The sequence below is a fragment of the Massilia sp. AB1 genome, assembly GCF_018119385.1.
In the GTDB taxonomy this organism is placed as follows: Bacteria; Pseudomonadota; Gammaproteobacteria; order Burkholderiales; family Burkholderiaceae_D; genus Telluria.
This window is the reverse complement of sequence record NZ_JAGKSG010000003.1, coordinates 1-20,765: the sequence shown is the minus strand read 5'-3', so window position 1 is coordinate 20,765 and position 20,765 is coordinate 1. Positions and strand designations below refer to the sequence as shown.

Annotated in this window: 21 protein-coding genes and 1 pseudogene; 4 read left to right on the top strand and 18 right to left on the bottom strand. The window is 64.2% G+C overall.

Going from position 1 to position 20,765, the window contains the following annotated elements:
- Nucleotides 1-9 precede the first annotated feature (9 nt).
- From fabG to J8847_RS02530, 6 genes are all read right to left on the bottom strand, one after another.
- Entirely contained in the window at nucleotides 10-747 is a 738-nt protein-coding gene (fabG, locus tag J8847_RS02555; protein ID WP_373888751.1) for a 3-oxoacyl-ACP reductase FabG, read from the bottom strand.
- A gap of 30 nt (nucleotides 748-777) precedes the next feature.
- The gene (gene fabD / locus J8847_RS02550) at nucleotides 778-1,716 is read right to left on the bottom strand and encodes an ACP S-malonyltransferase (RefSeq protein WP_211523123.1); all 939 of its coding nucleotides are present in this window, start codon (nucleotides 1,714-1,716) and stop codon (nucleotides 778-780) included.
- A gap of 25 nt (nucleotides 1,717-1,741) precedes the next feature.
- Nucleotides 1,742-2,728, bottom strand: a complete 987-nt coding sequence (locus J8847_RS02545; RefSeq protein WP_211523122.1) for a beta-ketoacyl-ACP synthase III — start codon at nucleotides 2,726-2,728, stop codon at nucleotides 1,742-1,744.
- Nucleotides 2,729-2,765: 37 nt separating this feature from the next.
- Entirely contained in the window at nucleotides 2,766-3,788 is a 1,023-nt protein-coding gene (gene plsX, locus J8847_RS02540; RefSeq protein ID WP_211523121.1) for a phosphate acyltransferase PlsX, read from the bottom strand.
- A 209-nt stretch (nucleotides 3,789-3,997) separates the two neighbouring features.
- The gene (gene rpmF, locus J8847_RS02535) at nucleotides 3,998-4,180 is read right to left on the bottom strand and encodes a 50S ribosomal protein L32 (protein WP_005666806.1); all 183 of its coding nucleotides are present in this window, start codon (nucleotides 4,178-4,180) and stop codon (nucleotides 3,998-4,000) included.
- A gap of 225 nt (nucleotides 4,181-4,405) precedes the next feature.
- Entirely contained in the window at nucleotides 4,406-4,903 is a 498-nt protein-coding gene (locus J8847_RS02530) for a DUF177 domain-containing protein (protein ID WP_211523120.1), read from the bottom strand.
- 181 nt (nucleotides 4,904-5,084) lie between these two features.
- Between J8847_RS02530 and J8847_RS02525 the strand changes: the two genes are divergently transcribed.
- Nucleotides 5,085-5,690, top strand: coding sequence for a Maf-like protein (locus J8847_RS02525; protein ID WP_211523119.1), 606 nt, complete (start codon nucleotides 5,085-5,087; stop codon nucleotides 5,688-5,690).
- 20 nt (nucleotides 5,691-5,710) lie between these two features.
- Nucleotides 5,711-6,460, top strand: a complete 750-nt coding sequence (locus J8847_RS02520) for an SAM-dependent methyltransferase (protein WP_211523118.1) — start codon at nucleotides 5,711-5,713, stop codon at nucleotides 6,458-6,460.
- Between the two features lie 132 nt (nucleotides 6,461-6,592).
- On the opposite strand, the gene J8847_RS02515 is transcribed toward J8847_RS02520, so the two are convergent.
- From J8847_RS02515 to aceA, 8 genes are all read right to left on the bottom strand, one after another.
- Nucleotides 6,593-7,858, bottom strand: coding sequence for an EAL and HDOD domain-containing protein (locus tag J8847_RS02515; RefSeq protein WP_211523117.1), 1,266 nt, complete (start codon nucleotides 7,856-7,858; stop codon nucleotides 6,593-6,595).
- Nucleotides 7,859-7,997: 139 nt separating this feature from the next.
- Nucleotides 7,998-9,185 (bottom strand): 23S rRNA (adenine(2030)-N(6))-methyltransferase RlmJ, encoded by a 1,188-nt coding sequence (gene rlmJ, locus J8847_RS02510; protein ID WP_229429505.1) that lies wholly within the window; start codon nucleotides 9,183-9,185, stop codon nucleotides 7,998-8,000.
- 180 nt (nucleotides 9,186-9,365) lie between these two features.
- Nucleotides 9,366-10,067, bottom strand: a complete 702-nt coding sequence (locus J8847_RS02505; protein ID WP_211523116.1) for a hypothetical protein — start codon at nucleotides 10,065-10,067, stop codon at nucleotides 9,366-9,368.
- Nucleotides 10,067-10,516, bottom strand: coding sequence for a hypothetical protein (locus J8847_RS02500; protein ID WP_211523115.1), 450 nt, complete (start codon nucleotides 10,514-10,516; stop codon nucleotides 10,067-10,069). Before J8847_RS02500 ends, J8847_RS02505 begins: the two co-directional genes overlap by 1 nt.
- Nucleotides 10,517-11,674 (bottom strand): hypothetical protein, encoded by a 1,158-nt coding sequence (locus J8847_RS02495; RefSeq protein WP_211523114.1) that lies wholly within the window; start codon nucleotides 11,672-11,674, stop codon nucleotides 10,517-10,519.
- Complete coding sequence (locus J8847_RS02490) at nucleotides 11,655-12,287, bottom strand: penicillin-binding protein activator LpoB (RefSeq protein ID WP_211523113.1); 633 nt, start codon at nucleotides 12,285-12,287, stop codon at nucleotides 11,655-11,657. The genes J8847_RS02495 and J8847_RS02490 overlap by 20 nt, the downstream gene beginning before the upstream one ends.
- A gap of 10 nt (nucleotides 12,288-12,297) precedes the next feature.
- Nucleotides 12,298-12,810 carry a hypothetical protein gene (locus J8847_RS02485; protein WP_211523112.1) on the bottom strand — a complete coding sequence of 171 codons (513 nt, stop codon included), beginning with the start codon at nucleotides 12,808-12,810 and terminating at the stop codon, nucleotides 12,298-12,300.
- Between the two features lie 237 nt (nucleotides 12,811-13,047).
- The gene (aceA, locus tag J8847_RS02480) at nucleotides 13,048-14,346 is read right to left on the bottom strand and encodes an isocitrate lyase (RefSeq protein WP_211523111.1); all 1,299 of its coding nucleotides are present in this window, start codon (nucleotides 14,344-14,346) and stop codon (nucleotides 13,048-13,050) included.
- Nucleotides 14,347-14,769: 423 nt separating this feature from the next.
- Between aceA and J8847_RS02475 the strand changes: the two genes are divergently transcribed.
- Nucleotides 14,770-15,567 carry a PEP-CTERM sorting domain-containing protein gene (locus J8847_RS02475; RefSeq protein ID WP_211523110.1) on the top strand — a complete coding sequence of 266 codons (798 nt, stop codon included), beginning with the start codon at nucleotides 14,770-14,772 and terminating at the stop codon, nucleotides 15,565-15,567.
- Nucleotides 15,568-15,803: 236 nt separating this feature from the next.
- A complete protein-coding gene (locus tag J8847_RS24025) occupies nucleotides 15,804-16,379 on the top strand; it encodes a PEP-CTERM sorting domain-containing protein (protein ID WP_229429504.1) in 576 nt (191 codons plus the stop codon).
- A gap of 43 nt (nucleotides 16,380-16,422) precedes the next feature.
- On the opposite strand, the gene clpB is transcribed toward J8847_RS24025, so the two are convergent.
- The 4 genes and pseudogenes from clpB to J8847_RS24480 form a co-directional block, all read right to left on the bottom strand.
- The gene (gene clpB / locus J8847_RS02465; RefSeq protein ID WP_211523109.1) at nucleotides 16,423-19,032 is read right to left on the bottom strand and encodes an ATP-dependent chaperone ClpB; all 2,610 of its coding nucleotides are present in this window, start codon (nucleotides 19,030-19,032) and stop codon (nucleotides 16,423-16,425) included.
- Between the two features lie 100 nt (nucleotides 19,033-19,132).
- A complete protein-coding gene (yiaA, locus tag J8847_RS02460; protein ID WP_211523108.1) occupies nucleotides 19,133-19,558 on the bottom strand; it encodes an inner membrane protein YiaA in 426 nt (141 codons plus the stop codon).
- 228 nt (nucleotides 19,559-19,786) lie between these two features.
- A complete protein-coding gene (locus J8847_RS02455; protein ID WP_211523107.1) occupies nucleotides 19,787-20,158 on the bottom strand; it encodes a hypothetical protein in 372 nt (123 codons plus the stop codon).
- Between the two features lie 8 nt (nucleotides 20,159-20,166).
- Nucleotides 20,167-20,514, bottom strand: a pseudogene (locus tag J8847_RS24480) (hypothetical protein); the annotation flags it as partial.
- Between the last annotated feature and the right edge of the window lie 251 nt (nucleotides 20,515-20,765).

Sequence of the window (20,765 nt, the reverse complement as noted above, 5' to 3'; positions counted from 1 at the left end):
ATTAGCACATCAATTCATGTACATGCCGCCATTCACGTGCAGCTCGGTACCGGTGATATAAGCGGCTTGCGGACCGGCCAGGAAGGCGACCGCATGGGCGATGTCTTCCGGCTTGCCCAGGCGGCCCAGCGGGATCTGGCCCAGCAGCGCGGCGTGCTGGTCGTCGCCCAGCGCCTTGGTCATGTCGGTGTCGATGAAGCCCGGCGCGACGCAGTTGACGGTGATGTTGCGGCTGCCGATCTCGCGCGCCAGGGCGCGGGTCATGCCGGCCACGCCGGCCTTGGCGGCGGCGTAGTTCATCTGGCCCGGGTTGCCGGACGCGCCGACCACCGAGGTGATGTTGATGATGCGGCCGTGCTTGGCCTTCATCATCCCGCGCAGCACCAGGCGCGACAGGCGGCCGACCGAGGTCAGGTTGGTGGCGACCACGCTGTCCCACTCCTCGTCCTTCATGCGCATGGCCAGGTTGTCCTGGGTGATGCCGGCGTTGTTGACCAGGATCGACAGGCTGCCGAAGCTCTTCTGCACTTCGTCCACGACTTCGCCGCAGCGCGCCGCATCGGTCACGTTCAGGACCACGCCCTTGCCGCCGAATTCGCCCAGGTATTCGGTGATGGCCTGTGCGCCGGATTCGGTGGTGGCGGTGCCGACCACTTTCGCGCCCTGGCGCGCCAGTTCCAGCGCGATGGCCTTGCCGATGCCGCGCGATGCGCCGGTCACGAGGGCGACTTGGTTCTCCAGATTCATCTCTTTCATCCTCTTCTTATGAAATAGGGTTTATGCCTGCTGCAGGGAGGCCAGCACGCGCTCGAGCGAGGCCTGGTCGACCAGGGCTTCGCCCACCAGCACCGGGTCGATGCGCTTGGCCATGCCGATCAGGGTCTTGCTCGGGGCGCATTCGATGACCTGGGTGACACCCTCGGCAGCCATCTTCTGCATGGTCTCGACCCAGCGCACCGGGCCGGCGGCCTGGCGCACCAGGGCGTCCTTGATCTGTTCCGGGTCCTTCAGCACGGCGACGTCGACGTTGTTGATGACCTCGATCTGCGGCGCCGAGAAGCTCAGCTTGCCCATGTACTCGCGCAGGCGGTCCGATGCGGGCTTGAGCAGCGACGAGTGGAACGGCGCCGACACGGCCAGCTTCATGGCGCGCTTGGCGCCCTTGGCCTTGGCGATCTCGCAGGCGCGCTCGACGGCCGCGGTGTGGCCGGCGATGACAATCTGGGTCGGCTCGTTGAAGTTGACGGCTTCGACCACTTCACCTTGCGCCGCCTCGGCGCAGACAGCGCGCACGTCGTCGGCCAGCAGGCCGAGGATGACGGCCATGCCGCCCTGCCCCACCGGCACCGCGTCCTGCATCGATTGCGCGCGGAAGCGCACCAGCGGCACGGCGTCCTTGAACGGGATCACGCCGGCGGCCACCAGGGCCGAGTATTCGCCCAGGCTGTGGCCTGCCACGACCGCGGGGGCCGGGCCGCCGGCCGCGATCCAGGCGCGGTAGACGGCGACGGCGGCGGTCAGCATGACCGGCTGGGTATTGGTGGTGAGGTCGAGGTCTTCCTTCGGGCCTTCGGCGATCAGGCGGCCAAGGTCGAAGCCCAGGGCGTCCGATGCTTCGGCCACGGTCTGCTCGACGACCGGGTTGCCGGCGAAGCCGTTCAGCATGCCGACTGCCTGGGCGCCCTGGCCCGTGAACAGGAATGCGAATTTGCTCATCTTCTTATTGTCCTTATCGATTTGGTTACATGCGCACCAGGGCCGCGCCCCAGGTGAAGCCGCCGCCCACGCCTTCCATGAGGACGTTCTGGCCCGGCTTGATGCGGCCGTCGCGCACGGCCTGGTCCAGCGCCAGCGGGATCGAGGCGGCCGAGGTGTTGCCATGTTCGCCGACCGTCACGACCATCTTTTCCATGGGCAGGTCGAGCTTCTTGGCGGTGCCCTTCATGATGCGCAGGTTGGCCTGGTGCGGCACCAGCCAGTCGATGTCCGAAGGACGCATCTGCGCCTGCTCCAGCACTTCGTGGGCCACTTCCTCGAGCACGGTAACGGCCAGCTTGAACACCGCCGGGCCGTCCATGTACAGGAAGCCGCTGCCGGCGATCGCGCCCTGGGCCAGGTTGCCCGGGACCGACAGGATATGCGAGTGGCGGCCGTCGGCGTGCAGCTTGGAGGCCAGCACGCCCGGTTCGCTCGAGGCTTCCATCACGATGGCGCCGGCGCCATCGCCGAACAGCACGCAGGTGGTGCGGTCCGAGAAGTCGAGGATGCGCGAGAAGATCTCGGCGCCGATCACCAGCACGGTCTTGTGCATGCCCGAGCGGATGAAGGCGTCGGCGGTCGAGACCGCGTAGACGAAACCGCTGCACACGGCCTGCACGTCGAAGGCGGCGCTGTTGTTCTCCATGCCGAGCTTCTGCTGCACGATGCAGGCGGTGCTGGGGAAGCTGCCGTGGAAGTCGGGGGTGGAGCTGGCGACGATCACCAGGTCGACGTCGGACGGCTGCTTGCCGGCCATCTCGAGCGCCTTGCGCGCGGCCTTGACGGCCAGGTCGGACGAGTTCTCGGTGGCGTCCGCATAGTGGCGCGCCTCGATGCCGCTGCGGGTCACGATCCACTCGTGCGAGGTCTCGATGCCCTTCTCGGCCAGCTGGGCCGCGAGTTCGTCGTTCGTGACGCGCTTGGCCGGCAGATAGCTGCCGGTGCCGGTGATTTTGCTGAATACGGTCATTGCTCCACCATCCTGCTAGTTGAGTGAACGCGGCTGGTCAAGCCTGGCGTTCAGGGTCCTGAGAGGGCATCAGTTCGGCGATCAGGGCCGACAGCTGCTCTTGTACGTTGTGCGCGGCGGCCTCGTAGGCACGCTTGAGCGCCCATTCGAAAGCATAGGCGTTGGCGCCGCCATGGCTCTTGAACACCAGGCCCTTGAGGCCCAGCAGCCCGGCGCCGTTGTAGCGCTCGGGATTCAGCTTCTTGAGCGCGCCGCGCGCCAGCACCGCGCCGGCCATCGACAACACGCTCTGCTTGAAGACCGACTTGACGAAGCGCGACATGCCTTCGATGGCCTTCAGGGTGACATTGCCGACGAAACCGTCGCAGACTACCACGTCCGTGGTGCCCTTGAAGATATCGTTGCCTTCGACATTGCCGTAGAAATTGAGTTTACCGCGCTCGTGGTCGGCGCGCAGCAGCGCACCGGTGGCCTTGACCACGTCGTTGCCCTTGATGTCCTCGGTGCCGACGTTGAGCAGGCCGATGGTCGGGCGCTCGATGCCTTCGATGGCCGAGCACAGCACCGAGCCCATGATGGCGAACTGGTGCAGGTGGTCCGGCTCGCAGTCGACGTTGGCGCCGAGGTCGAGCATGTAGGTGGGGCCGTTCTTCTGGTTCGGCACGATCGAGCAGATCGCCGGGCGGTCGACGCCGGCCATGGTCTTGAGCACGTAGCGCGAGACGGCCATCAGGGCGCCGGTATTGCCGGCCGAGACGCAGGCATTGGCGCTGCCGTCCTTGACCAGCTCGATCGCCACGCGCATCGACGAATCCTTCTTGCGGCGCAGCGCCACTTCGACCGGATCGTCCATGGCGACCACTTCGGTCGCGTGCTTGAGCGAGATGCGCGGATGGGTGTCCGCACCGGATTTCTTGAGCTCCTGGCGCAGCAGGTCTTCGTTGCCGACCAGGATGAGTTCGGCGTCAGCTTGCTTTTTTAGAAAGGAGATGGCTGCCGGGATCGTCACAGAGGGGCCGTGATCGCCGCCCATGCAGTCAATGGAAATTTTAATTGTCATTTGTCGGGAAGTTGCCGCGAATTACGCACAGCGAGCGGCAAGATGGGATCGGGGCGTGGCGCTGGGCCGGCCGGAGTCCGCGCGATAGTAAATGACGGTGTGCAAGCTTGGATTGCAGCCGATTACTGGATGAGTCATAAAGAAAAAGCGGCGCCACGCAAATAACATACGTTGCACCGCTTTCATGGTACTGAAAGACAAGACGTCGATTACTCGTCGTTCTTGGTCTTCAGGACTTTGCGACCACGGTAGAAGCCGTTCGGGCTGATGTGGTGACGCAGGTGGGTCTCGCCGGTGGTCGGCTCGACTGCCAGGTTCGGCGCGGTCAGGAAATCGTGCGAACGGTGCATGCCGCGCTTCGAAGGGGACTTCTTATTCTGTTGAACTGCCATGATGACTCCTAATACATAAGTTCTAAAATTCTAACACATTCGACTTGCAAATACATGCGCATCGAGTATCCCACCGGCAATTCTTAGGAATAATTCTCCGTGAATGCCGACATGTTTTAACGCTGCCTACATCTACTGCCTACTGCCATACTCGACTGCTGCACGCGTTTGACACGTTCTTTCGTCGTACTGCCTTTTACTGCGGTACTACAAATTCTGTACTGATCACTCTGACTTGAGATTCTTGAGGCCGGCGAACGGCGAAACCTTTTCGGTCTTCAGGCTGTCCAGGAGCTTGGTGTCCGGACAGACATCGTGTTTCGGTGCCTGCGGCAGGGCCAGCAGGGCTTCATCTTCGAGCAGCTCGCGCACGTCGCAGGCGTGGCTGCCGACGATCACGTCGATACTCTCGTCGTCGAGGATTTCCTCGATCTGGTCGGCTTCCTCGTCGTCCTTGCCGAGCACCAGCATGGTGGACGAATCGATCTCGTAGCTAAAGGGCTGCAGGCAACGCTGGCACACCAGCTGCACCGGACCAGCCACCGACAGGGTCATCGAGGGGTAGCCCTGGCGGGTCTGGCCTCCCTGGATGGACCAGCGGATCTCGCCACTCTTGTCGGCGCAATCGGCTGCCAGACGGGGCATGTCCGCCACGGGCGTCACGCCTTCGCGCTGCCCGCTATTCCGACAAAACTCAAAAGCGTCGATGACAAAAGCGCTCATTTGGAAGGTTCCCCGGAAAACCTGCGATAATAACAGGCTTCTCGCTGCAGAGTCAAAAACTTGCACAGTTTTTTGCCTGTTTCGGAGGCAGCTGTTGCAGCGAGCTCGGCATTCATCAGATTTGCTTGTCGGGAACTAGCTATCTATCTGTTTTACTTATGATTTTCCCTTCAAGGCCGACATGATACCAAGTTCTGCGCCCGCGCGCCTCATTCTTGCTTCGAGCTCCGCCTACCGGCGCGAATTGCTGTCCCGCCTGGGCCTGCCTTTCGAGGCCATCGCGCCGCAACTCGACGAGACGCCTCTGCCCGGCGAAGCGCCGCAGGAGACCGCCCTGCGCCTGGCGCGCGAGAAGGCGGCCGCGGTGGCGGCCCTTCATCCGGGCGCGCTGGTGATCGGTTCGGACCAGGTGGCGACCCTCGACGGGCTGCAGATCGGCAAGCCGGGCGACCATGCGCGCGCCCTGGCCCAGCTGCAGCTGATGCGCGGGCGCCAGGTGGTGTTTCATACGGCGTTGTGCCTGTGGGATGGCCGGGCGGACGAGCCCGCCCAGGTCGAGAATGTGCAGGTGTTCGTCACCTTCCGCGACCTGCCGGACGAGGAGCTGGACGCCTACCTGCGCATCGAGCAGCCCTACGACTGCGCCGGCAGCGCCAAGAACGAAGGCCTGGGCATCGCCCTGCTCGAACGCATCGATTCCACCGACCCGACCGCCCTCACCGGCCTGCCCCTGATCGCCCTGACCGGCATGCTGCGCCGCGCCGGCGTGCGTTTCTTCGGCACCTGACCTCTCTATATAGTGTATTTATGGCTGGCACGCTTTTTCTGATTCCCAATACCCTCGGCCCGGTCGACGCCGCTCCCGGCGCCTTGGCCACCCTGCTTCCGACCCAGGTGCAGGCCGTCACGTCCCGTCTCGACTATTTCGTGGCCGAGAACGCCAAGACGGCGCGCGCCTTCCTCAAGCTGGTGGCGATCGATCATCCGCTCGCCCGGCCGCTGCAGGAGATCCAGATCGCCGAGCTGAACGTGAACACGCCGGCGCAGGCCCTAAACCAGCTGCTGGCGCCGCTGCTGGCAGGGCGCGATGCGGGGCTGGTGTCCGAAGCCGGGGTGCCGGCGGTGGCCGATCCGGGAGCGGACCTGGTGCGCCTGGCGCACCAGCACGGGATTCCGGTGCGGCCGCTGGTCGGGCCGTCCTCGCTGCTGCTGGCCGTGATGGCCAGCGGGCTGAATGGGCAGAGCTTCGCGTTCAATGGCTATCTGCCGACCGACGCCGCGCAGCGCACCAAGCGGATCCAGCAGCTGGAGCAGCGCTCGCGCAGCGAGAAGCAGACCCAGTTGTTTATCGAGACGCCGTACCGGAATGGGCAGATGCTGGAGGCGCTGGTGACGACGTGCCAGCCGGGGACGCTCGTTTGCGTGGCGACGGATCTGACGCTTGCCAGCGAGTCGGTGAAGACACTGACGGCGGCGAAGTGGAAGGCGCAGCTGGCTAGTGGGAAGGCGCCGGAGTTTCATAAGAAGCCGACGGTGTTTTTGCTGCTGGGGCAATAAAGCTTGAGCTAGGGGCTGCTCAACGAACTGAGGTTCCGGCCTCCGCCGGAACGACGGCTCAAGCTTAAGTGGCAAGCTCAGGCACGTCGTTCCGGCGAAGGCCGGAACCCAAGTTTGCCTGCAGGCCGATAACTAGTGCACCTCGTGGGTCAGCTCGCGCACCCAGTTAAACGCCGCCAGCTCGATCTCCCGAATCTCGGGCACCGTCAGTCCCACGCGCCTGAGCGCCGCCGCCAGCTTGCGCCCGCAATCGGCCGCCTCCAGCAACTCGGCCACGCGCAGCATGGTCCCGAAATCCCCTTCCCGGTCCAGCAGCGCCGCGCGCACGTCGTCGGCCACCTCGACATTGTCGAGAATATCCGCCATCGGCACCGAGAACAGCGCATCCGCCAGCGACATGATGCCCACCGTGAACGCCCGGTCCGCGCTGGCCGTGTCGCCCGGCCGCACATGCAGGGTCATCATCTCCAGCAGCTTGCCGCGCGTGGTCGCCAGCAGCAGCAGCGGCGAATCCAGGTCCACCTGCCCGGCCGAGGTATAGACCAGGATCTGCAGCCAGCGCGACAGCTGGCGCCGCCCCAGCTGGCTGAGCGCCTGCGACAGCGACTCGATCTGGGGCCCCGGGGCCGCGCGGCTGTTCACCAGGCGCAGCAGGTTCAGGCTGATCAGCGCGTCGCGCTTCACCGCCGCTTCGATGGCCTGGCTGTCCGCATTCGAATTGACCAGCTCCAGCAGGCGCAGGATGCCCATCTCCGAAGGGGTGATCTTCTTGCCGGTCAGGATAGCCGGACGGGCGAAGTAATAGCCCTGGAAGTATTCGAAGCCCAGCTCCATGCACAGGCGGAACTCGTCCAGGGTCTCGACTTTTTCCGCCAGCAGTTTCTTGCCCGTGCCCTTGAGCGAATCCGCCAGGCGCGCCAGCTCTTCGGGCGCGAGGCCCTTGACGTCGACCTTGATCACGTCCACCAGGGCGACCAGCTTGTCTAGCTCGGCCGAGTGCTCGACCACGTCGTCGACCGCGAACTTGAAACCCAGCTCCTTCAGCTCGGCGACCCGCGCCAGCAGCTGCTCGGTGGGCTCCACCGTTTCGAGAATCTCGAGAATGACTTTATGGGCCGGCAGGAAGCGCACGAAGTCGCTCATCAGGACGACTTCGTCGACGTTGACGAAGGCCAGCTGCTCGCCCACCACCTGCTCCATGCCGAGCTGGGAGGCGTGCGAGATCACCGCGGCGGTCGCGGCGGCGCCATCGGTCAGCTTGGCATCGTCGTCCTCGCCGGCTGCACGGAACAGCAGCTCGAAGGCGACCAGGTGCTGGTCGCGGCCGAGAATGGGTTGGCGGGCGAGGAAAAAATCGTTGGACGGCACGGAAACCGCTGCCGTCGGGTCGGCATGCATCAAATACTCCTGGGTAACTACTAGATCACCAATGCGACACGATGCGCCGCATGGGGCGGAGGTCGGACTCTCCGCCCATCTTGACTATACTACAAAAATGTCGACGTTAGCATTTCGACATCGTATCAAGATGTTACCGCTAGCTGCGCCCGCCCTGGCGCGGACCTTTGCGAGGGCCGGGGGACGGACCGCGCGGCGCATCGCCCCTGGCGGGACGCGCACCAGCGCCCTGGGGCCGGCGGCCTTCGGTCGACGGACGGCCTTCGGTGGATGGGCCGCGTTCGCCCGCGGCGCGCGGCGGGCGGGCGGCGCCCTCCTCGCGGCCCGGCATGCTCTGGCCCGGCAGGCGCAAGCTGCCCTTGCCCGACAGCGGGCTGGCGCGGCGCGCATTGCCTACCGGCGCGCGCGGTGCGTCACCCACCAGGCGGCCGGCGGCGGCGCCCGTCACTTGCGTGCCTTTTTCGATGGTGAAGCGGGCGCCGGCATCCTTGCCCAGCACGCGCACCAGATAGGGCATCACTTCGCGCAGCATCGGCTCCAGCGTATAGGGCGGATTCAGGATGAACATGCCGCTGCTGTGCAGGCCAGTTCCGTCCGGGGTCGGGGTGCGGGTGGTCAGGGTGACGTTCAGCCACTCCTTGGCCGGCAGGCGCTTGAGGCGGTCGGCGAACTGGCGCGATTCCATGCGCTGCAGCACCGGGTACCAGATCGCGTAGATACCGCTCGGGAACTTGCCCAGCGCTTCGTCGAGGGCGTCGCGTACGCGCCGGTAGTCGTCCTTGATCTCGTAGGGCGGATCGATCAGCACCAGGGCGCGGCGCGAAGGCGGCGGCAGCAGCGCCTTGAGGCTGTTGAAACCGTCGCCGTGCTCGATGATCACGCGCCGGCCGCGCGCACGCTCGCCCTGCTCCGCCTTGTGCGCTTCCAGGCGGCGGAAATTCTCGCTCAGGATCCTGTGGTCGGAAGGATGCAGCTCGAACAGGCGCAGGCGGTCCTGCTCGCGCGCCACCTGCTCGGCCACATAGGGCGAGCCCGGGTAGTAGCGCATCTTGCCGCTCGGGTTCATGCCTTTCACCAGGTCGAGATAGGCCGCCAGCGGGGCCGGCACGTCGGTGCAGGACCACAGCGGGCCGATGCCGGTCTCGTATTCGCTGCTCTTGGTGGCCTGCGCGCTGTCGAGCGCGTACACGCCGGCGCCCGAGTGGGTGTCGATATAGGTGTAGGCGGCGTCCTTCTGGTTCATGTACAGGTGGAGCTGGACCTGGACGAAATGCTTCAGGACGTCGGCGTGATTGCCCGCATGGAAGGCGTGGCGGTAGCTCAGCATGGGCTGGAATTCCTCGAGAAAATGGTTGCCGCATTAAGGACAGCGGCGCGATGGGCGCCATTATCCACTACAAACGGGGTGGGCACGGAAATGGATGAGGTCTAAGCCGCCCTGCGGACAAATAAAAAGGCCGCGGCAGTGAGCCGCGGCCTTGTACTTCCCCGAAGGGAAACGGTCCTGTCAGGCGACCGAGTAATGCATCAGGCGGCGCACCAGCGAACGCACGGCGCGGTCGATGGCGGCCTGGTTGCCCAGGTTGTCCACCGGCAGGCGCACGTTGGCGGTCAGGTCGCCGTTATGGATGTCCTTGAGGACGCCCACCAGCTCCCACTGGCCGTTCAGCACCAGCAGTTCGACTTCGAACACGAAGCGCGCCGACTTCTTGAGCGAGGCGTACTCGATGTCGCCGCCGCGGCCGCTGGCCGACTCTTTACGGTGCAGGACCTTGCCGTCCAGCACGCGCAGGCTCTGGCGCTTCAGTTCCGCTTCCAGCGCGTTCTGGAACAGCTGGGCGAACTGCGACACCGGGCGCGCGGCCTGGGCCGTGTTGCGCTCGAAGCCGACGGTCAGCTTGCGGTTTTCTTCCTTGCCCTGGGCCTTGGTGGTCTCTTCGACCAGCAGGCGTTCACGGCCTTGCCAGCCCGGCGGCAGCTGGTCCAGCTTGCGGTCGAAATAGACCACCATGGCCGGACGGCGCTGGCCGACATACCACTGCTGGAAGCTGCCCGCGCCCGGGGTGTCCGCGATCACGGCGGTTTCGGCCGGATCGGTGTAGCCCTGCACGGCGGCGCCGGCCGGGGCCAGCGCGTTCGGCGCGGTCAGGTTCTGCGCGCCGGCGCCGGCGGCGATGCCGATCAGCGCGGCAAACATCAGACGGCGCATCAGCGGGCCTCCCGCACTTCGACGTAGTAGTGCGCAACCTGGGCGGCGCCGATCGACGACTCCTGGTAGCTGCCGATGCCGTTGCCGTCCAGGTGGACGCGGGTCCAGGCCGACGGCTTCTCGGTCGGCGCGAAGCCGTTGTCGAAGAAGCTGGTGCGCGCCTCGATCACTTGCGGGTGGTCGGTGCGGTTGCGGATCTGGACGATCACGTTCAGGGTGCCGGTCGGATTGCGGCGCGCGCCCTGGCGTTCGATGGCGATCTTGCCGTTCTTGGTGTTCTGCAGGACCTTGTCGATGATGACGACCTGGTCGTACATCACGGTCGCGGTCGGCGCCATGGCGTCGTTGACGCGCGCGCCCAGCTGGGCGCCTTCCGGCGACACGGTCGGGCAGCCGGTCAGGAGCACTGCGGCCAGGCCGGCAGCGGCGATGTTGAGGGTGTTTTTCATTTAATTGTTCCTAGTCTTGATCCAGACCACGCCGTTGCCCTTCTTGTCGATCCATTTCTGGATGCGCAGGGAATCGGCGGGGACTTGCTGGCCGTTCTCGTCGAACAGCTTGATGGTCACGTTCTCGGGCAGGCCCTGGTGCTGGACGGCGCCGATGTGCAGCGTTTCCGGCAGGTTGTTCCAGTAGCGCACGTCGGCACGCGGCTTGACGTTGACCGCGACCAGCGAGGCGATCGCGCCCACTGCCGCGACCGCGCCCAGCGCACGGCCGCCGCCGCCGCCGTTGGCCGCCGCGATCACGCTGCCTTCCGAGGCGATGGCGCCGAAGGTCTCGCCGATCGCGCTGGCGGTGTTCTGGAACGCCACCTTGCCTTCGATCAGGCGGTCGACCGGGCGTCCGCCGCGGGTGCTGGCCTGGAAGAACACGTCCTCGGCCAGCGCTACTTGCTGCGGCTTGCCGTCGAACTCGATCTTGAGGCTGCGTTCCGGCATGCGCTTGGCCTTGCGGTACACGATCTCGTGGTTGCCGACGCCGTCGCCGACCTTGCGCGGCGCGCCGCCGAGCTCGGCGACCACCAGCAGGTTGGCGCCGGCGGCCGGCGCAGCGAACTGCGGACGCAGGCGCGCCACCTCGGCGTAGGTGTCCTTCGCCATGCCGGCTTCGCCGTTCGCCTGGCTGCTCCAGCCTTCCAGGATCATCAGCGCCGCGAAGTCGCTGCGGTGCTGCTGTTCCTCGGCGAAGGCATCCTGCAGGATGCCGCCGCGGAAGGATGCGCGCGCGTTCTCGTAGTCGCCCTCGGCCAGGTACAGCATGCCGCGGTAGTAGTAGGCCATGGCGCGCTCGTAGGGCTCGCCCTTGTAGTCCTTGGCGCCCTCTTCGTACCACAGCGAGCGCGCCTTGGCGGCGTTCTCGGTGTTGGCGAACATGCCTTCGATGCTCGCCAGCGCGCCGTCGAACAGCTCGGACGCTTCCGCGGTCTTGCCTTCGGACATGGCGGCCACGCCGGCCTGCAGGGTGTGCAGGGTCGCGTCCTTGGCCGGCGCGCTTTTCAGGCGCGCTGCCTCGGACGCGTAATCGGCCTGGGCGGCGCCCGGCACACCGAGTGCCAGGGCCACTGCCAGGACGATGCTGCTCCGCTTAGCGGTACAGGACGTCATCCTGGGCTTCCTTCTTGAACTCGAACATGCCGCTCCAGGCGATGGTCTCGTACTCCAGGTCGATCAGCTCGAAGCTGATCTGGTGGTAGCGCGACAGGGTGCCGGTACGGGCCGAGTTGGCATCCAGCGAGGTGATGCGGCCGCCGAGACGGAAGTCCGCGCCAGCCTTGGCCTTGGTGCTGCGGATGGTGCCGCGGTCGGTTTCGCCGCTGCGCTTGGCTTCGCGTTCCTTCGAAACCATGTCGCCGTAGTGACGGGCGACGAACACCAGGCGGCCCTGGGCAGCGCGGTTCAGTTCGATGCGCAGGCGGTCGGTGATCAGGTTCTTGTTCACGCGCGACGAGCTGTCGTTGGCGAAGTATTCCGAATCGATGATGATGCGCGGCGGCGTGGTGCGGCCGGCGATGGCCGGGTTCGACAGGATGTCGCGCACCATCTTGTCGGTGCTCGACACGATGTCCTGCGCTTCCATGCCGACGCCGGCGACCTGGGTCGAGGTGGTGCTCACGTCCTGGTAGACCACGCGGCTGCCCGCGCTGTTGTTCAGGTTCGAGGTGGCGCAGCCGCTCAGGGCCAGCACGGCGGCCAGGGCCGCGATGTACGTCGTTTTCATCGGTGTTTCCTTACTTGCCGCGCGAGGCGTTGATGATCGCCTGGTAGTAGGTGGTCTTCAGTTCCGGGTAGATTTCCTGGGTCAGCTTCAGGGCTTCGGCGAAATCCTTGTGGGTCGAGTTCTTGGCGTACATGTAGACGGCCAGGTCGTTGACCGAGTTGAACGAGATGTCCGAGTTGGCGCGGATGAACTCTTCGCCGCCGACCATCTTCAGGGCGATCGCACGGCCGGCGCTTTCGCCGACAGCCTGGCCCAGGAAGCCGCCGATGAACGGGATGTTTTCAGCCACTTTCTGGCCGGCCTGGGCGCCCAGGAAGCCGCCGATGCTGGCGCCGGCGCTGGCGTTGCGGCCCTTCTCCACCCAGGCGGCCACGGTGCCGTCTTCGGTGAACGGCGACATGTACTTGCCGCTGTTGCCCACGATCGGGGTCGGTGCGGTGATCAGGTTCGGTGCGGCGATGCGCGGAGCACTCGCGCAAGCGGTGAGGACGAGTGCGAACAGCAGGGCGGAGATTTTTTTCATGATTTTCAGGACCTTGGTGGTTTTGGAATCCGGCCCCGTCGTTGCAGGGCCATGTTTATGAAGTGGTGCGGATCACCAGTTAGTGAAGTGGTATTACAAACAGACAATTGCTTGCAGAGACGAAATTTACAGGTGCGTAGCATGAAAATCAACAGCTGTTGCCCGATTGACACACACAAAAAAACGCGCGCCGAAGCACGCGTTGCTACAGAGCATGAACGTTCTAGAAACTAGAATTTACGCAACCTTTTTTTCGTCGAAGAATTGTTCGTCTTCGGTCGATCCGTGCAGCGCGGTGGTCGAGCTCTGGTTCTGCTGGATGGTCTGGGTGACCGCGTCGAAGTAGCCGGTGCCGACCTCGCGCTGGTGCTTGACCGCGGTGAAGCCGCGTTCGGCGGCGGCGAATTCCGCTTCCTGCAGCTCCACGAAGGCCGACATGCCGCGCCGCGCATAGCCGTGGGCCAGGTTGAACATGCCATAATTCAGGGCGTGGAAGCCGGCCAGGGTGATGAACTGGAACTTGTAGCCCATGGCGCCCAGTTCGCGCTGGAACTTGGCGATGGTGGCGTCGTCCAGATTCTTCTTCCAGTTGAAGGACGGCGAGCAGTTATAGGCCAGCATCTTGCCCGGGAACCTGGCGTGGATGGCTTCGGCGAACTGCTTGGCGTAGTTCAGGTCCGGCTTGCCGGTTTCGCACCACACCAGGTCGGCGTAAGGCGCGTAGGCCAGGCCGCGCGAGATGGCCTGCTCCAGGCCCGGGCGCACGCGGAAGAAGCCCTCGACGGTACGCTCGCCGGTGCAGAACGGGCGGTCGTTGTCGTCGACGTCCGAGGTCAAGAGGTCGGCCGCTTCGGCGTCGGTGCGGGCGATGACCAGGGTCGGGGCGCCCATCACGTCGGCGGCCAGGCGCGCGGCGTTGAGCTTTTCGACGGCTTCGCGGGTCGGGACCAGCACCTTGCCGCCCATGTGGCCGCATTTCTTGACCGAGGCCAGCTGGTCTTCGAAGTGCACGCCGGCGGCGCCCGCCTCGATCATGGATTTCATCAGCTCGAAGGCGTTCAGCACGCCGCCGAAACCGGCTTCGGCGTCGGCCACGATCGGGGCGAAGTAATCGATCTCGTCCTTGCCTTCGGACCACTGGATCTGGTCGGCGCGCTGGAAAGTGTTGTTGATGCGGCGGACCACGTTCGGCACCGAGTTGGCCGGGTACAGCGACTGGTCCGGATACATTTCGCCGGCCAGGTTGGCGTCGCCCGCCACCTGCCAGCCGGACAGGTAGATAGCTTTCAGGCCAGCCTTCACCTGCTGCATCGCCTGGTTGCCGGTCAGTGCGCCCAGGGCGTGCACATAGGCTTCGTTGTTGACCAAGTCCCAGAGCTTTTCCGCGCCGCGCTTGGCCAGGGTGTGTTCGATCTGCAGCGAGCCGCGCAGGCGCACGACGTCGGCCGCGGTGTAATTGCGGGTCACGCCTTTCCAGCGCGGATTGCTGTCCCAGTCCTGCTGCAATTGGCTGATCTGCTGTTCACGGGTTGCCATGCTAGTTCTCCTCAAGATAAACACCATTCGATTGCTGAAAGCGAGTCCGTTGGAGAAATCATAGAGCGGTTTGTGCGCAGCACAATCACTCTTATATAAGACATGAAGCCAAAATTTTTTCCAGCGATATCAAACACTTGGGACGCACATATCATGATGCGGAATAAAATTTCTCCCCATGAGAACTAAAGCGAGCTCGGCTTTCATGAGTATCCCGCCATACGAAACGTCATATCTGCATCATGAAATAACGACTTTAATTTCTAATTGGAAATTGATTTGTGGCATAGGGATTTCCTGCGAACATTCTTCCAGTAAATATTTGTTGTATTTGGGTATTTTATGTTGACTGTATGAACTTAAACCCTCAGCATCTCGCTTGCAGTCTTAACAACGAGAAACGCCAACAGGCCAATAAGCATCATGATTTCTACCACCCTGCGCTGGACGGCGCTTTCCCTCTTCCTCGCCTCCGGCATGAGCGCAGCCGGCGCCAGCGTCATCACGACCGACATGGGGGTCACCTTTACGAGCACCTATAGCGGCAATGTGCTGAAGATCGAAATCGATGCGAAGAACCGCAGCGGCGGCTGGCAGGACGCGGTCGTCATCGATGCGCTAGCCATCAAGGGCATCGGCAACGTGTCGAGTGCGAGCCTGGAAACGCCTACCGGGATCGCATGGAACATGAACCGCGCCGAGCTGAAGGCCGCCGGCTGCCCGGCGTCGAACGGCCGCGGCCGCCGCGCCTCCGCCTCGCTCGACAAGCTGTGCTTCGAAGGTGAAGGCATTGCACTGACCGACAACATGGTCTTCACCTTCAACCTGGCCGGCAGCGCGCTCAATCTCGATACGCCGCACCTGAAAGTGCGCTTCCTCGATGCCCGCGGCAAGAAGGAAGGCAGCCTGCTGTCGGATACCTTCGTGTTCAGTGCGGATTCGAATACCGCGTCAGACACGGGCAGCGGTACGGGCACGGGCTCGGGCGCGGATACGAGCGCAGGCGATGGCAAAGCCACTCCTGGCGCGGTGGACGAGGGCCTGCATCCGGGCTCTATCGACGGCGGCAACACGCTGCCGGTCGACACCGGCTCCGGCTCGGGGGAACAGTCCGGCGAACAAGCGCATGCCGAGGTGCCGGAGCCCGCAGCGCTAGGCCTGCTGGGCCTGGGCCTGGCCGCGATGGGCCTGGCATCACGCCGCCGCAAGCCGCGCGCATGAGCCAGGGCGGCACGCCGCCCCTCCACGAAACGGACCCGCCATGGGTCCGTTTTCCTTTGTGCCCTCCTCCACCGGCCCGGTTCGCCGCAACGGCTGAACTGAGCCATCCGTGATTCAGCTAACAGAACCCCCTTCCCAAACGCAATAGGCTGAGCCCAGCGTACTCAACAGTGCGCCGGTCCAGGCCGTTCGCAGGACGCGAAGGCGGGGACTGTCACCTTTACGAGGAGAGCAAGTTGAAAACCACACTCATCAAAGCAGCTGCCGTCCTGCTGGCCGCAGGCGCCATCCTGCCGGCCAGCGCCGGATCCCTCACCTACCAGGGCGTCACCTTCACGTCCTCCTGGACCGACAATGTGCTGACCCTGGAAATCGACGCCGCCAATCCGACCGGCGACTGGGCCAGTGCGACCTCGCTCGGCGCCCTGCAGCTGAAGGACATCGGCAGCTTCTCGAACGTGAGCCTGACTTCGGCGCCGGGCGCGGCGGGCGACTGGACCCTGTCGTCGAAGGAGCTGAATGCCAACGGCTGCGCGGGCGGCGGCCATGCCGGCTTTGGCCTGTGCTATTCGGGCGACCGCATCGCCCTGAGCGACGACATGGTGTTCCAGTTCACCTTCGCCGGCGGCGCGCAGGACCTGGAGTCGCCGCACCTGAAGGTGAACTTCTTCGGCGAGGGCGATCGCAAGGTGGGCAGCCTGCTGTCGCAGGCGATCGCGCCGGTGCCGGAGCCGCAGACCTATGCGATGCTGGGCGGCGGCCTGGCGCTGCTGGGCTTCATGGCGCGCCGCCGCAAGCAGACGCAGGCCTGAGCCAGGACCGCGCAATGAAAAAGGCGCCTTGCGGCGCCTTTCCTTATTTTGCCAGCTCGACCGCCGGCTGCTCCCCGAACACCAGCTGCCCGCCGCGCACGCGCACGGGGATGGTGTCCTTCGGCCCGAACTTGCCGGCCAGGATAGCCTTGGACAGCGGGTTCTCGATCTGCTGCTGGATCGCGCGCTTGAGCGGACGCGCGCCATACACCGGGTCGTAACCTGCTTCCGCGATCTTCTGCAGCGCTTCGTCGTCGATGTCGAGCGCCATCTCCATCTTGGCCAGGCGCTCTTCCAGGTTGTGCAGCTGGATCTTGGCGATCGCGCCGATGTTCTTCTCGTCGAGCGCATGGAACACCACGATCTCGTCGATCCGGTTGATGAACTCCGGTCGGAAGTGCCCGCGCACCTCGGCCATCACGGCCAACTTCACCACCGCCGGATCGTCGCTGTCCATCGACTGGATCTTGTGCGAACCCAGGTTCGAGGTCATCACGATCACCGTGTTCTTGAAGTCGACGGTGCGGCCCTGGCCGTCGGTCATGCGGCCGTCGTCGAGCGCCTGCAGCAGGACGTTGAACACGTCCGGGTGCGCCTTCTCGATCTCGTCCAGCAGGATCACGCTATAGGGCTTGCGGCGCACGGCTTCGGTGAGATAGCCGCCCTCCTCGTAGCCCACATAGCCCGGCGGCGCGCCGATCAGGCGTGCCACCGAATGCTTCTCCATGAACTCGCTCATGTCGATGCGGATCAGCGCTTCCTCGGTATCGAACAGGAAGGCGGCCAGCGCCTTGCACAGCTCGGTCTTGCCGACGCCGGTCGGGCCCAGGAACATGAAGGAACCATAGGGCTTGTTCGGATCGGCCAGGCCGGCGCGCGAACGGCGGATGGCGTCGGACACGGCTTCGATCGCCTCGTCCTGGCCCACCACGCGCTCGTGCAGCTTCTCTTCGATGTGCAGCAGCTTGTCGCGCTCGCCCTGCATCATGCGCGACACCGGGATGCCGGTCGCGCGCGAGACCACCTCGGCGATTTCCTCGGCCCCGACCTGGGTGCGCAGCAGCTTGGGCTGCGCGCTCTCGGCTTCGGCGCCGGCGGCTTCCTCGGCCTTCTTCAGCTGGGCTTCCAGTTCCGGCAGGCGGCCGTACTGGAGCTCGGAGACCTGCTGCCAGTTGCTCTGGCGCTTGGCCTCTTCCATCTGGTGGCGGATGCGCTCGATCTCTTCCTTGATGTGGGTGGTGCCCTGCACCGCCGCTTTCTCGGCCTTGAGGATCTCCTCGTAGTCGTTGTACTCGCGTTCCAGGCGCGCGATCTCTTCGTCCAGCAGCTCGAGGCGGCGCATCGAGGCCTCGTCGGTCTCCTTGCGCACGGCTTCGCGCTCGATCTTCAGCTGGATCAGGCGGCGCTCGAGGCGGTCCATGACTTCCGGCTTGGAGTCGATCTCGATCTTGATCTTGGCCGCCGCCTCGTCGATCAGGTCGATCGCCTTGTCGGGCAGGAAGCGGTCGCTGATGTAGCGGTGCGAGAGCTCGGCCGCGGCGATGATGGCCGGGTCGGTGATCTCGACCTTGTGGTGCAGCTCGTACTTCTCCTGCAGGCCGCGCAGGATGGCGATGGTCGCCTCCACGCTCGGCTCGTCGACCATGATCTTCTGGAACCGGCGCTCCAGCGCTGCGTCCTTCTCGACGTACTTGCGGTACTCGTCGAGGGTGGTCGCGCCCACGCAATGCAGCTCGCCGCGCGCCAGCGCGGGCTTGAGCATATTGCCCGCGTCCATCGCGCCCTCGGCCTTGCCGGCGCCGACCATGGTGTGGATCTCGTCGATGAAGACGATGGTCTGGCCCTCGTCCTGGGCCAGCTCCTTCAGCACTGACTTCAGGCGCTCTTCGAACTCGCCGCGGTACTTGGCGCCCGCCAGCAGGGCCGCCATGTCGAGCGAGAGCACGCGCTTGCCCTTGAGCGAATCGGGCACCTCGCCATTGACGATGCGCTGCGCCAGGCCTTCGACGATGGCGGTCTTGCCCACGCCAGGCTCGCCGATCAGCACCGGGTTGTTCTTGCTGCGGCGCTGCAGGACCTGGATCGCGCGGCGGATCTCGTCGTCGCGGCCGATCACCGGGTCGAGCTTGCCCATGCGGGCGCGCTCGGTCAGGTCGAGGGTGTATTTTTTCAGCGCTTCGCGCTGGCCTTCGGCATCCTGCGAATTCACGGATTCGCCGCCGCGCACGGCCTGGATCGCCGATTCGAGCGCCTTCTTCGCCAGGCCGTGCTCGCGCGCCAGGCGGCCGGCGTCCGACTTGTCTTCCGTCAGCGCCAGCAGCACCATCTCCGACGAGAGGAACTGGTCGCCGCGCTTCTGCGATTCGCGGTCCGCGAGGTTGAGCAGGGACACCAGCTCGCGCCCGACCTGCACGTCGCCGCCGGTGCCCGAGACCTTGGGCAGGCGTTCGAAGGCGGACTTCAGCGCGTTGGTCAGGGCGCCGACGTTGACGCCGGCGCGCTGCAGCAGCGAGCGCGCGCCGCCGTCGTCCTGGTTCAGCAGGGCCGCCAGCAGGTGGAGAGGTTCGATGTACTGGTTATCGTTGCCGACCGCCAGGCTCTGGGCATCCGCCAGCGCTTCCTGAAGCTTGGTCGTCAGTTTGTCTTGCCGCATGGTATTGCTCCCTAGTGGTGTTCTTTGACTAAGGAGAAAAATAGGGACGGCTGACTACTTTTCAAGATGCACAACGCTCAGCCGTTTGGGGCATGAGGCTTCAGGACTGGACGGGCATGGCGTCGGCCGTCGGCCGGACGGCTTTCAGGTCGCGCACGTTCTTCTGGACCGCGATGACGGCGAACAGCGCCATCACATAGGCGATCGCGTAGAAGCCTTTTTCACTGCGCGCCAAGGTGGCATTCCACAACCCGACCGTCGTCAGGAGCGCCGCACTGATCAGGGACAGCCAGCACAGGCCGACGTACAAGCCGGTGACGGGCATACTCTCCGCCTTGTCGCGCAGGGTCTTCTGCAAGGAAATGGCGGCGAACAGACCGTATAACAGCAAGGTCAGGTAATAGCCTTTTTCGTTAAGCTGCATGTCGGCGTTCCACAAACCCGTCAGGTAGCCTGCGGCGCCGATCAGCAAGGCGCCCCAGGAGGCGCCGACGAAAGCAGGGGTTGGTCGTTGTGCGTGGTACATGGTGAACTCCGGAAGTTGTCCCGCCCAGACTGTGCCACGCTGGCAGCCCGTTGAAATTGATGCGCCACAGAAATATCTGGTTGGCTGAGTCAAATCATCCGCTGAGCGCCTCCAGGTCACAAAGCCGGCCGGCACATGATTAGCGAGCCGAACAAGTACCATTTGGTCGAGCGGGTTCCCGGAACCGATGCCATGGTGTGCGACGGCGAGTGAAACGGCGCGTTTGCCTTAGCAAATACTCCCTCGAATGCCCTTCCCTGTTCTGAGGTCGAAACCGAAATTGCATTCGTACTCGCCTTCTTTCGAACGGCTGCATAACAGGTTTCGTTTATCCTGCCAACGCATGCGAATGCCACTACCTTCAGTGCAGACGTCGTGCTTGTCAGGACCGATTGCGTCGAACAGCTCTTTAGCGAGCTGGCCGTTGATGGAAAAGGCGATCTTCTTGTCCCCCATGGTCGGTGGTCGTGGCTCGCTGAGTTCGCCCCCATAGATCCAATACGTCCCAGAAAACTTCTTGTACGGTTCCTCCTGATCGCCGGCGAACGCCAGACTGGAGGTCAGGAATTGAAGAAACAGCATTGCAAGCAATTGCCGCATGGAAGACCCTATCGGATGAGTTCTACGTGGAAATGATTGTCGTGGTCGGGAGCGCGACGGAGGTTCGGAATGGTCGGGTCATTGAATAACACGCGGTTGACCAACGGGTGCCGGACAAAGAGGGAGATGAGTCTTGTTGTGGCCGCACGGTCGTAGCCAGGGTCGAGATATTTGCAAGCGAGCTCCTTCCCGTCGACACGAAGGGGCCTGACGTCGACTTCAAGACCAAGTCTGTGGGAATGATGCGGCTTGAACTGCGGTCCATTCGCTTTGCTGAAATTTCCAATGCCAAACTTTCGCTTGTCTATCTGGCACCATTCCGTCGCGATAGCCAGCAGGAGAGTAATCATCTTCGGATGGGCGTACTGTCCGCGTCCTCCTGAGGGCTGCCATAGGTATAGTAGCCGCCACCTTCGAACCGCTGAGGAAGAATAAAGAACCCCCGGTCGTCTTTGACAGGAATATTCGCCATGTAAGCCCCTTCACTAGAAACGGTCCATCCTACGATCCTCTTCCGAAACCAAGAAGAGTGACCTGCGGCCGCACAGTAAATATTCGATGAAATATCAAAAGCCACCGGCTGTCATCGGGGGCAGGCGAAAGGAAA

Bases quoted from the DNA above. Each gene is read 5' to 3' on its own strand.
- fabG (WP_373888751.1), bottom strand. From the start codon at position 747: ATGAATCTGGAGAACCAAGTCGCCCTCGTGACCGGCGCATCGCGCGGC.
- fabD (WP_211523123.1), bottom strand. From the start codon at position 1,716: ATGAGCAAATTCGCATTCCTGTTCACGGGCCAGGGCGCCCAGGCAGTC.
- J8847_RS02545 (WP_211523122.1), bottom strand. From the start codon at position 2,728: ATGACCGTATTCAGCAAAATCACCGGCACCGGCAGCTATCTGCCGGCC.
- plsX (WP_211523121.1), bottom strand. From the start codon at position 3,788: ATGACAATTAAAATTTCCATTGACTGCATGGGCGGCGATCACGGCCCC.
- rpmF (WP_005666806.1), bottom strand. From the start codon at position 4,180: ATGGCAGTTCAACAGAATAAGAAGTCCCCTTCGAAGCGCGGCATGCAC.
- J8847_RS02530 (WP_211523120.1), bottom strand. From the start codon at position 4,903: ATGAGCGCTTTTGTCATCGACGCTTTTGAGTTTTGTCGGAATAGCGGG.
- J8847_RS02525 (WP_211523119.1), top strand. From the start codon at position 5,085: ATGATACCAAGTTCTGCGCCCGCGCGCCTCATTCTTGCTTCGAGCTCC.
- J8847_RS02520 (WP_211523118.1), top strand. From the start codon at position 5,711: ATGGCTGGCACGCTTTTTCTGATTCCCAATACCCTCGGCCCGGTCGAC.
- J8847_RS02515 (WP_211523117.1), bottom strand. From the start codon at position 7,858: ATGCATGCCGACCCGACGGCAGCGGTTTCCGTGCCGTCCAACGATTTT.
- rlmJ (WP_229429505.1), bottom strand. From the start codon at position 9,185: ATGCTGAGCTACCGCCACGCCTTCCATGCGGGCAATCACGCCGACGTC.
- J8847_RS02505 (WP_211523116.1), bottom strand. From the start codon at position 10,067: ATGCGCCGTCTGATGTTTGCCGCGCTGATCGGCATCGCCGCCGGCGCC.
- J8847_RS02500 (WP_211523115.1), bottom strand. From the start codon at position 10,516: ATGAAAAACACCCTCAACATCGCCGCTGCCGGCCTGGCCGCAGTGCTC.
- J8847_RS02495 (WP_211523114.1), bottom strand. From the start codon at position 11,674: ATGACGTCCTGTACCGCTAAGCGGAGCAGCATCGTCCTGGCAGTGGCC.
- J8847_RS02490 (WP_211523113.1), bottom strand. From the start codon at position 12,287: ATGAAAACGACGTACATCGCGGCCCTGGCCGCCGTGCTGGCCCTGAGC.
- J8847_RS02485 (WP_211523112.1), bottom strand. From the start codon at position 12,810: ATGAAAAAAATCTCCGCCCTGCTGTTCGCACTCGTCCTCACCGCTTGC.
- aceA (WP_211523111.1), bottom strand. From the start codon at position 14,346: ATGGCAACCCGTGAACAGCAGATCAGCCAATTGCAGCAGGACTGGGAC.
- J8847_RS02475 (WP_211523110.1), top strand. From the start codon at position 14,770: ATGATTTCTACCACCCTGCGCTGGACGGCGCTTTCCCTCTTCCTCGCC.
- clpB (WP_211523109.1), bottom strand. From the start codon at position 19,032: ATGCGGCAAGACAAACTGACGACCAAGCTTCAGGAAGCGCTGGCGGAT.
- yiaA (WP_211523108.1), bottom strand. From the start codon at position 19,558: ATGTACCACGCACAACGACCAACCCCTGCTTTCGTCGGCGCCTCCTGG.
- J8847_RS02455 (WP_211523107.1), bottom strand. From the start codon at position 20,158: ATGCGGCAATTGCTTGCAATGCTGTTTCTTCAATTCCTGACCTCCAGT.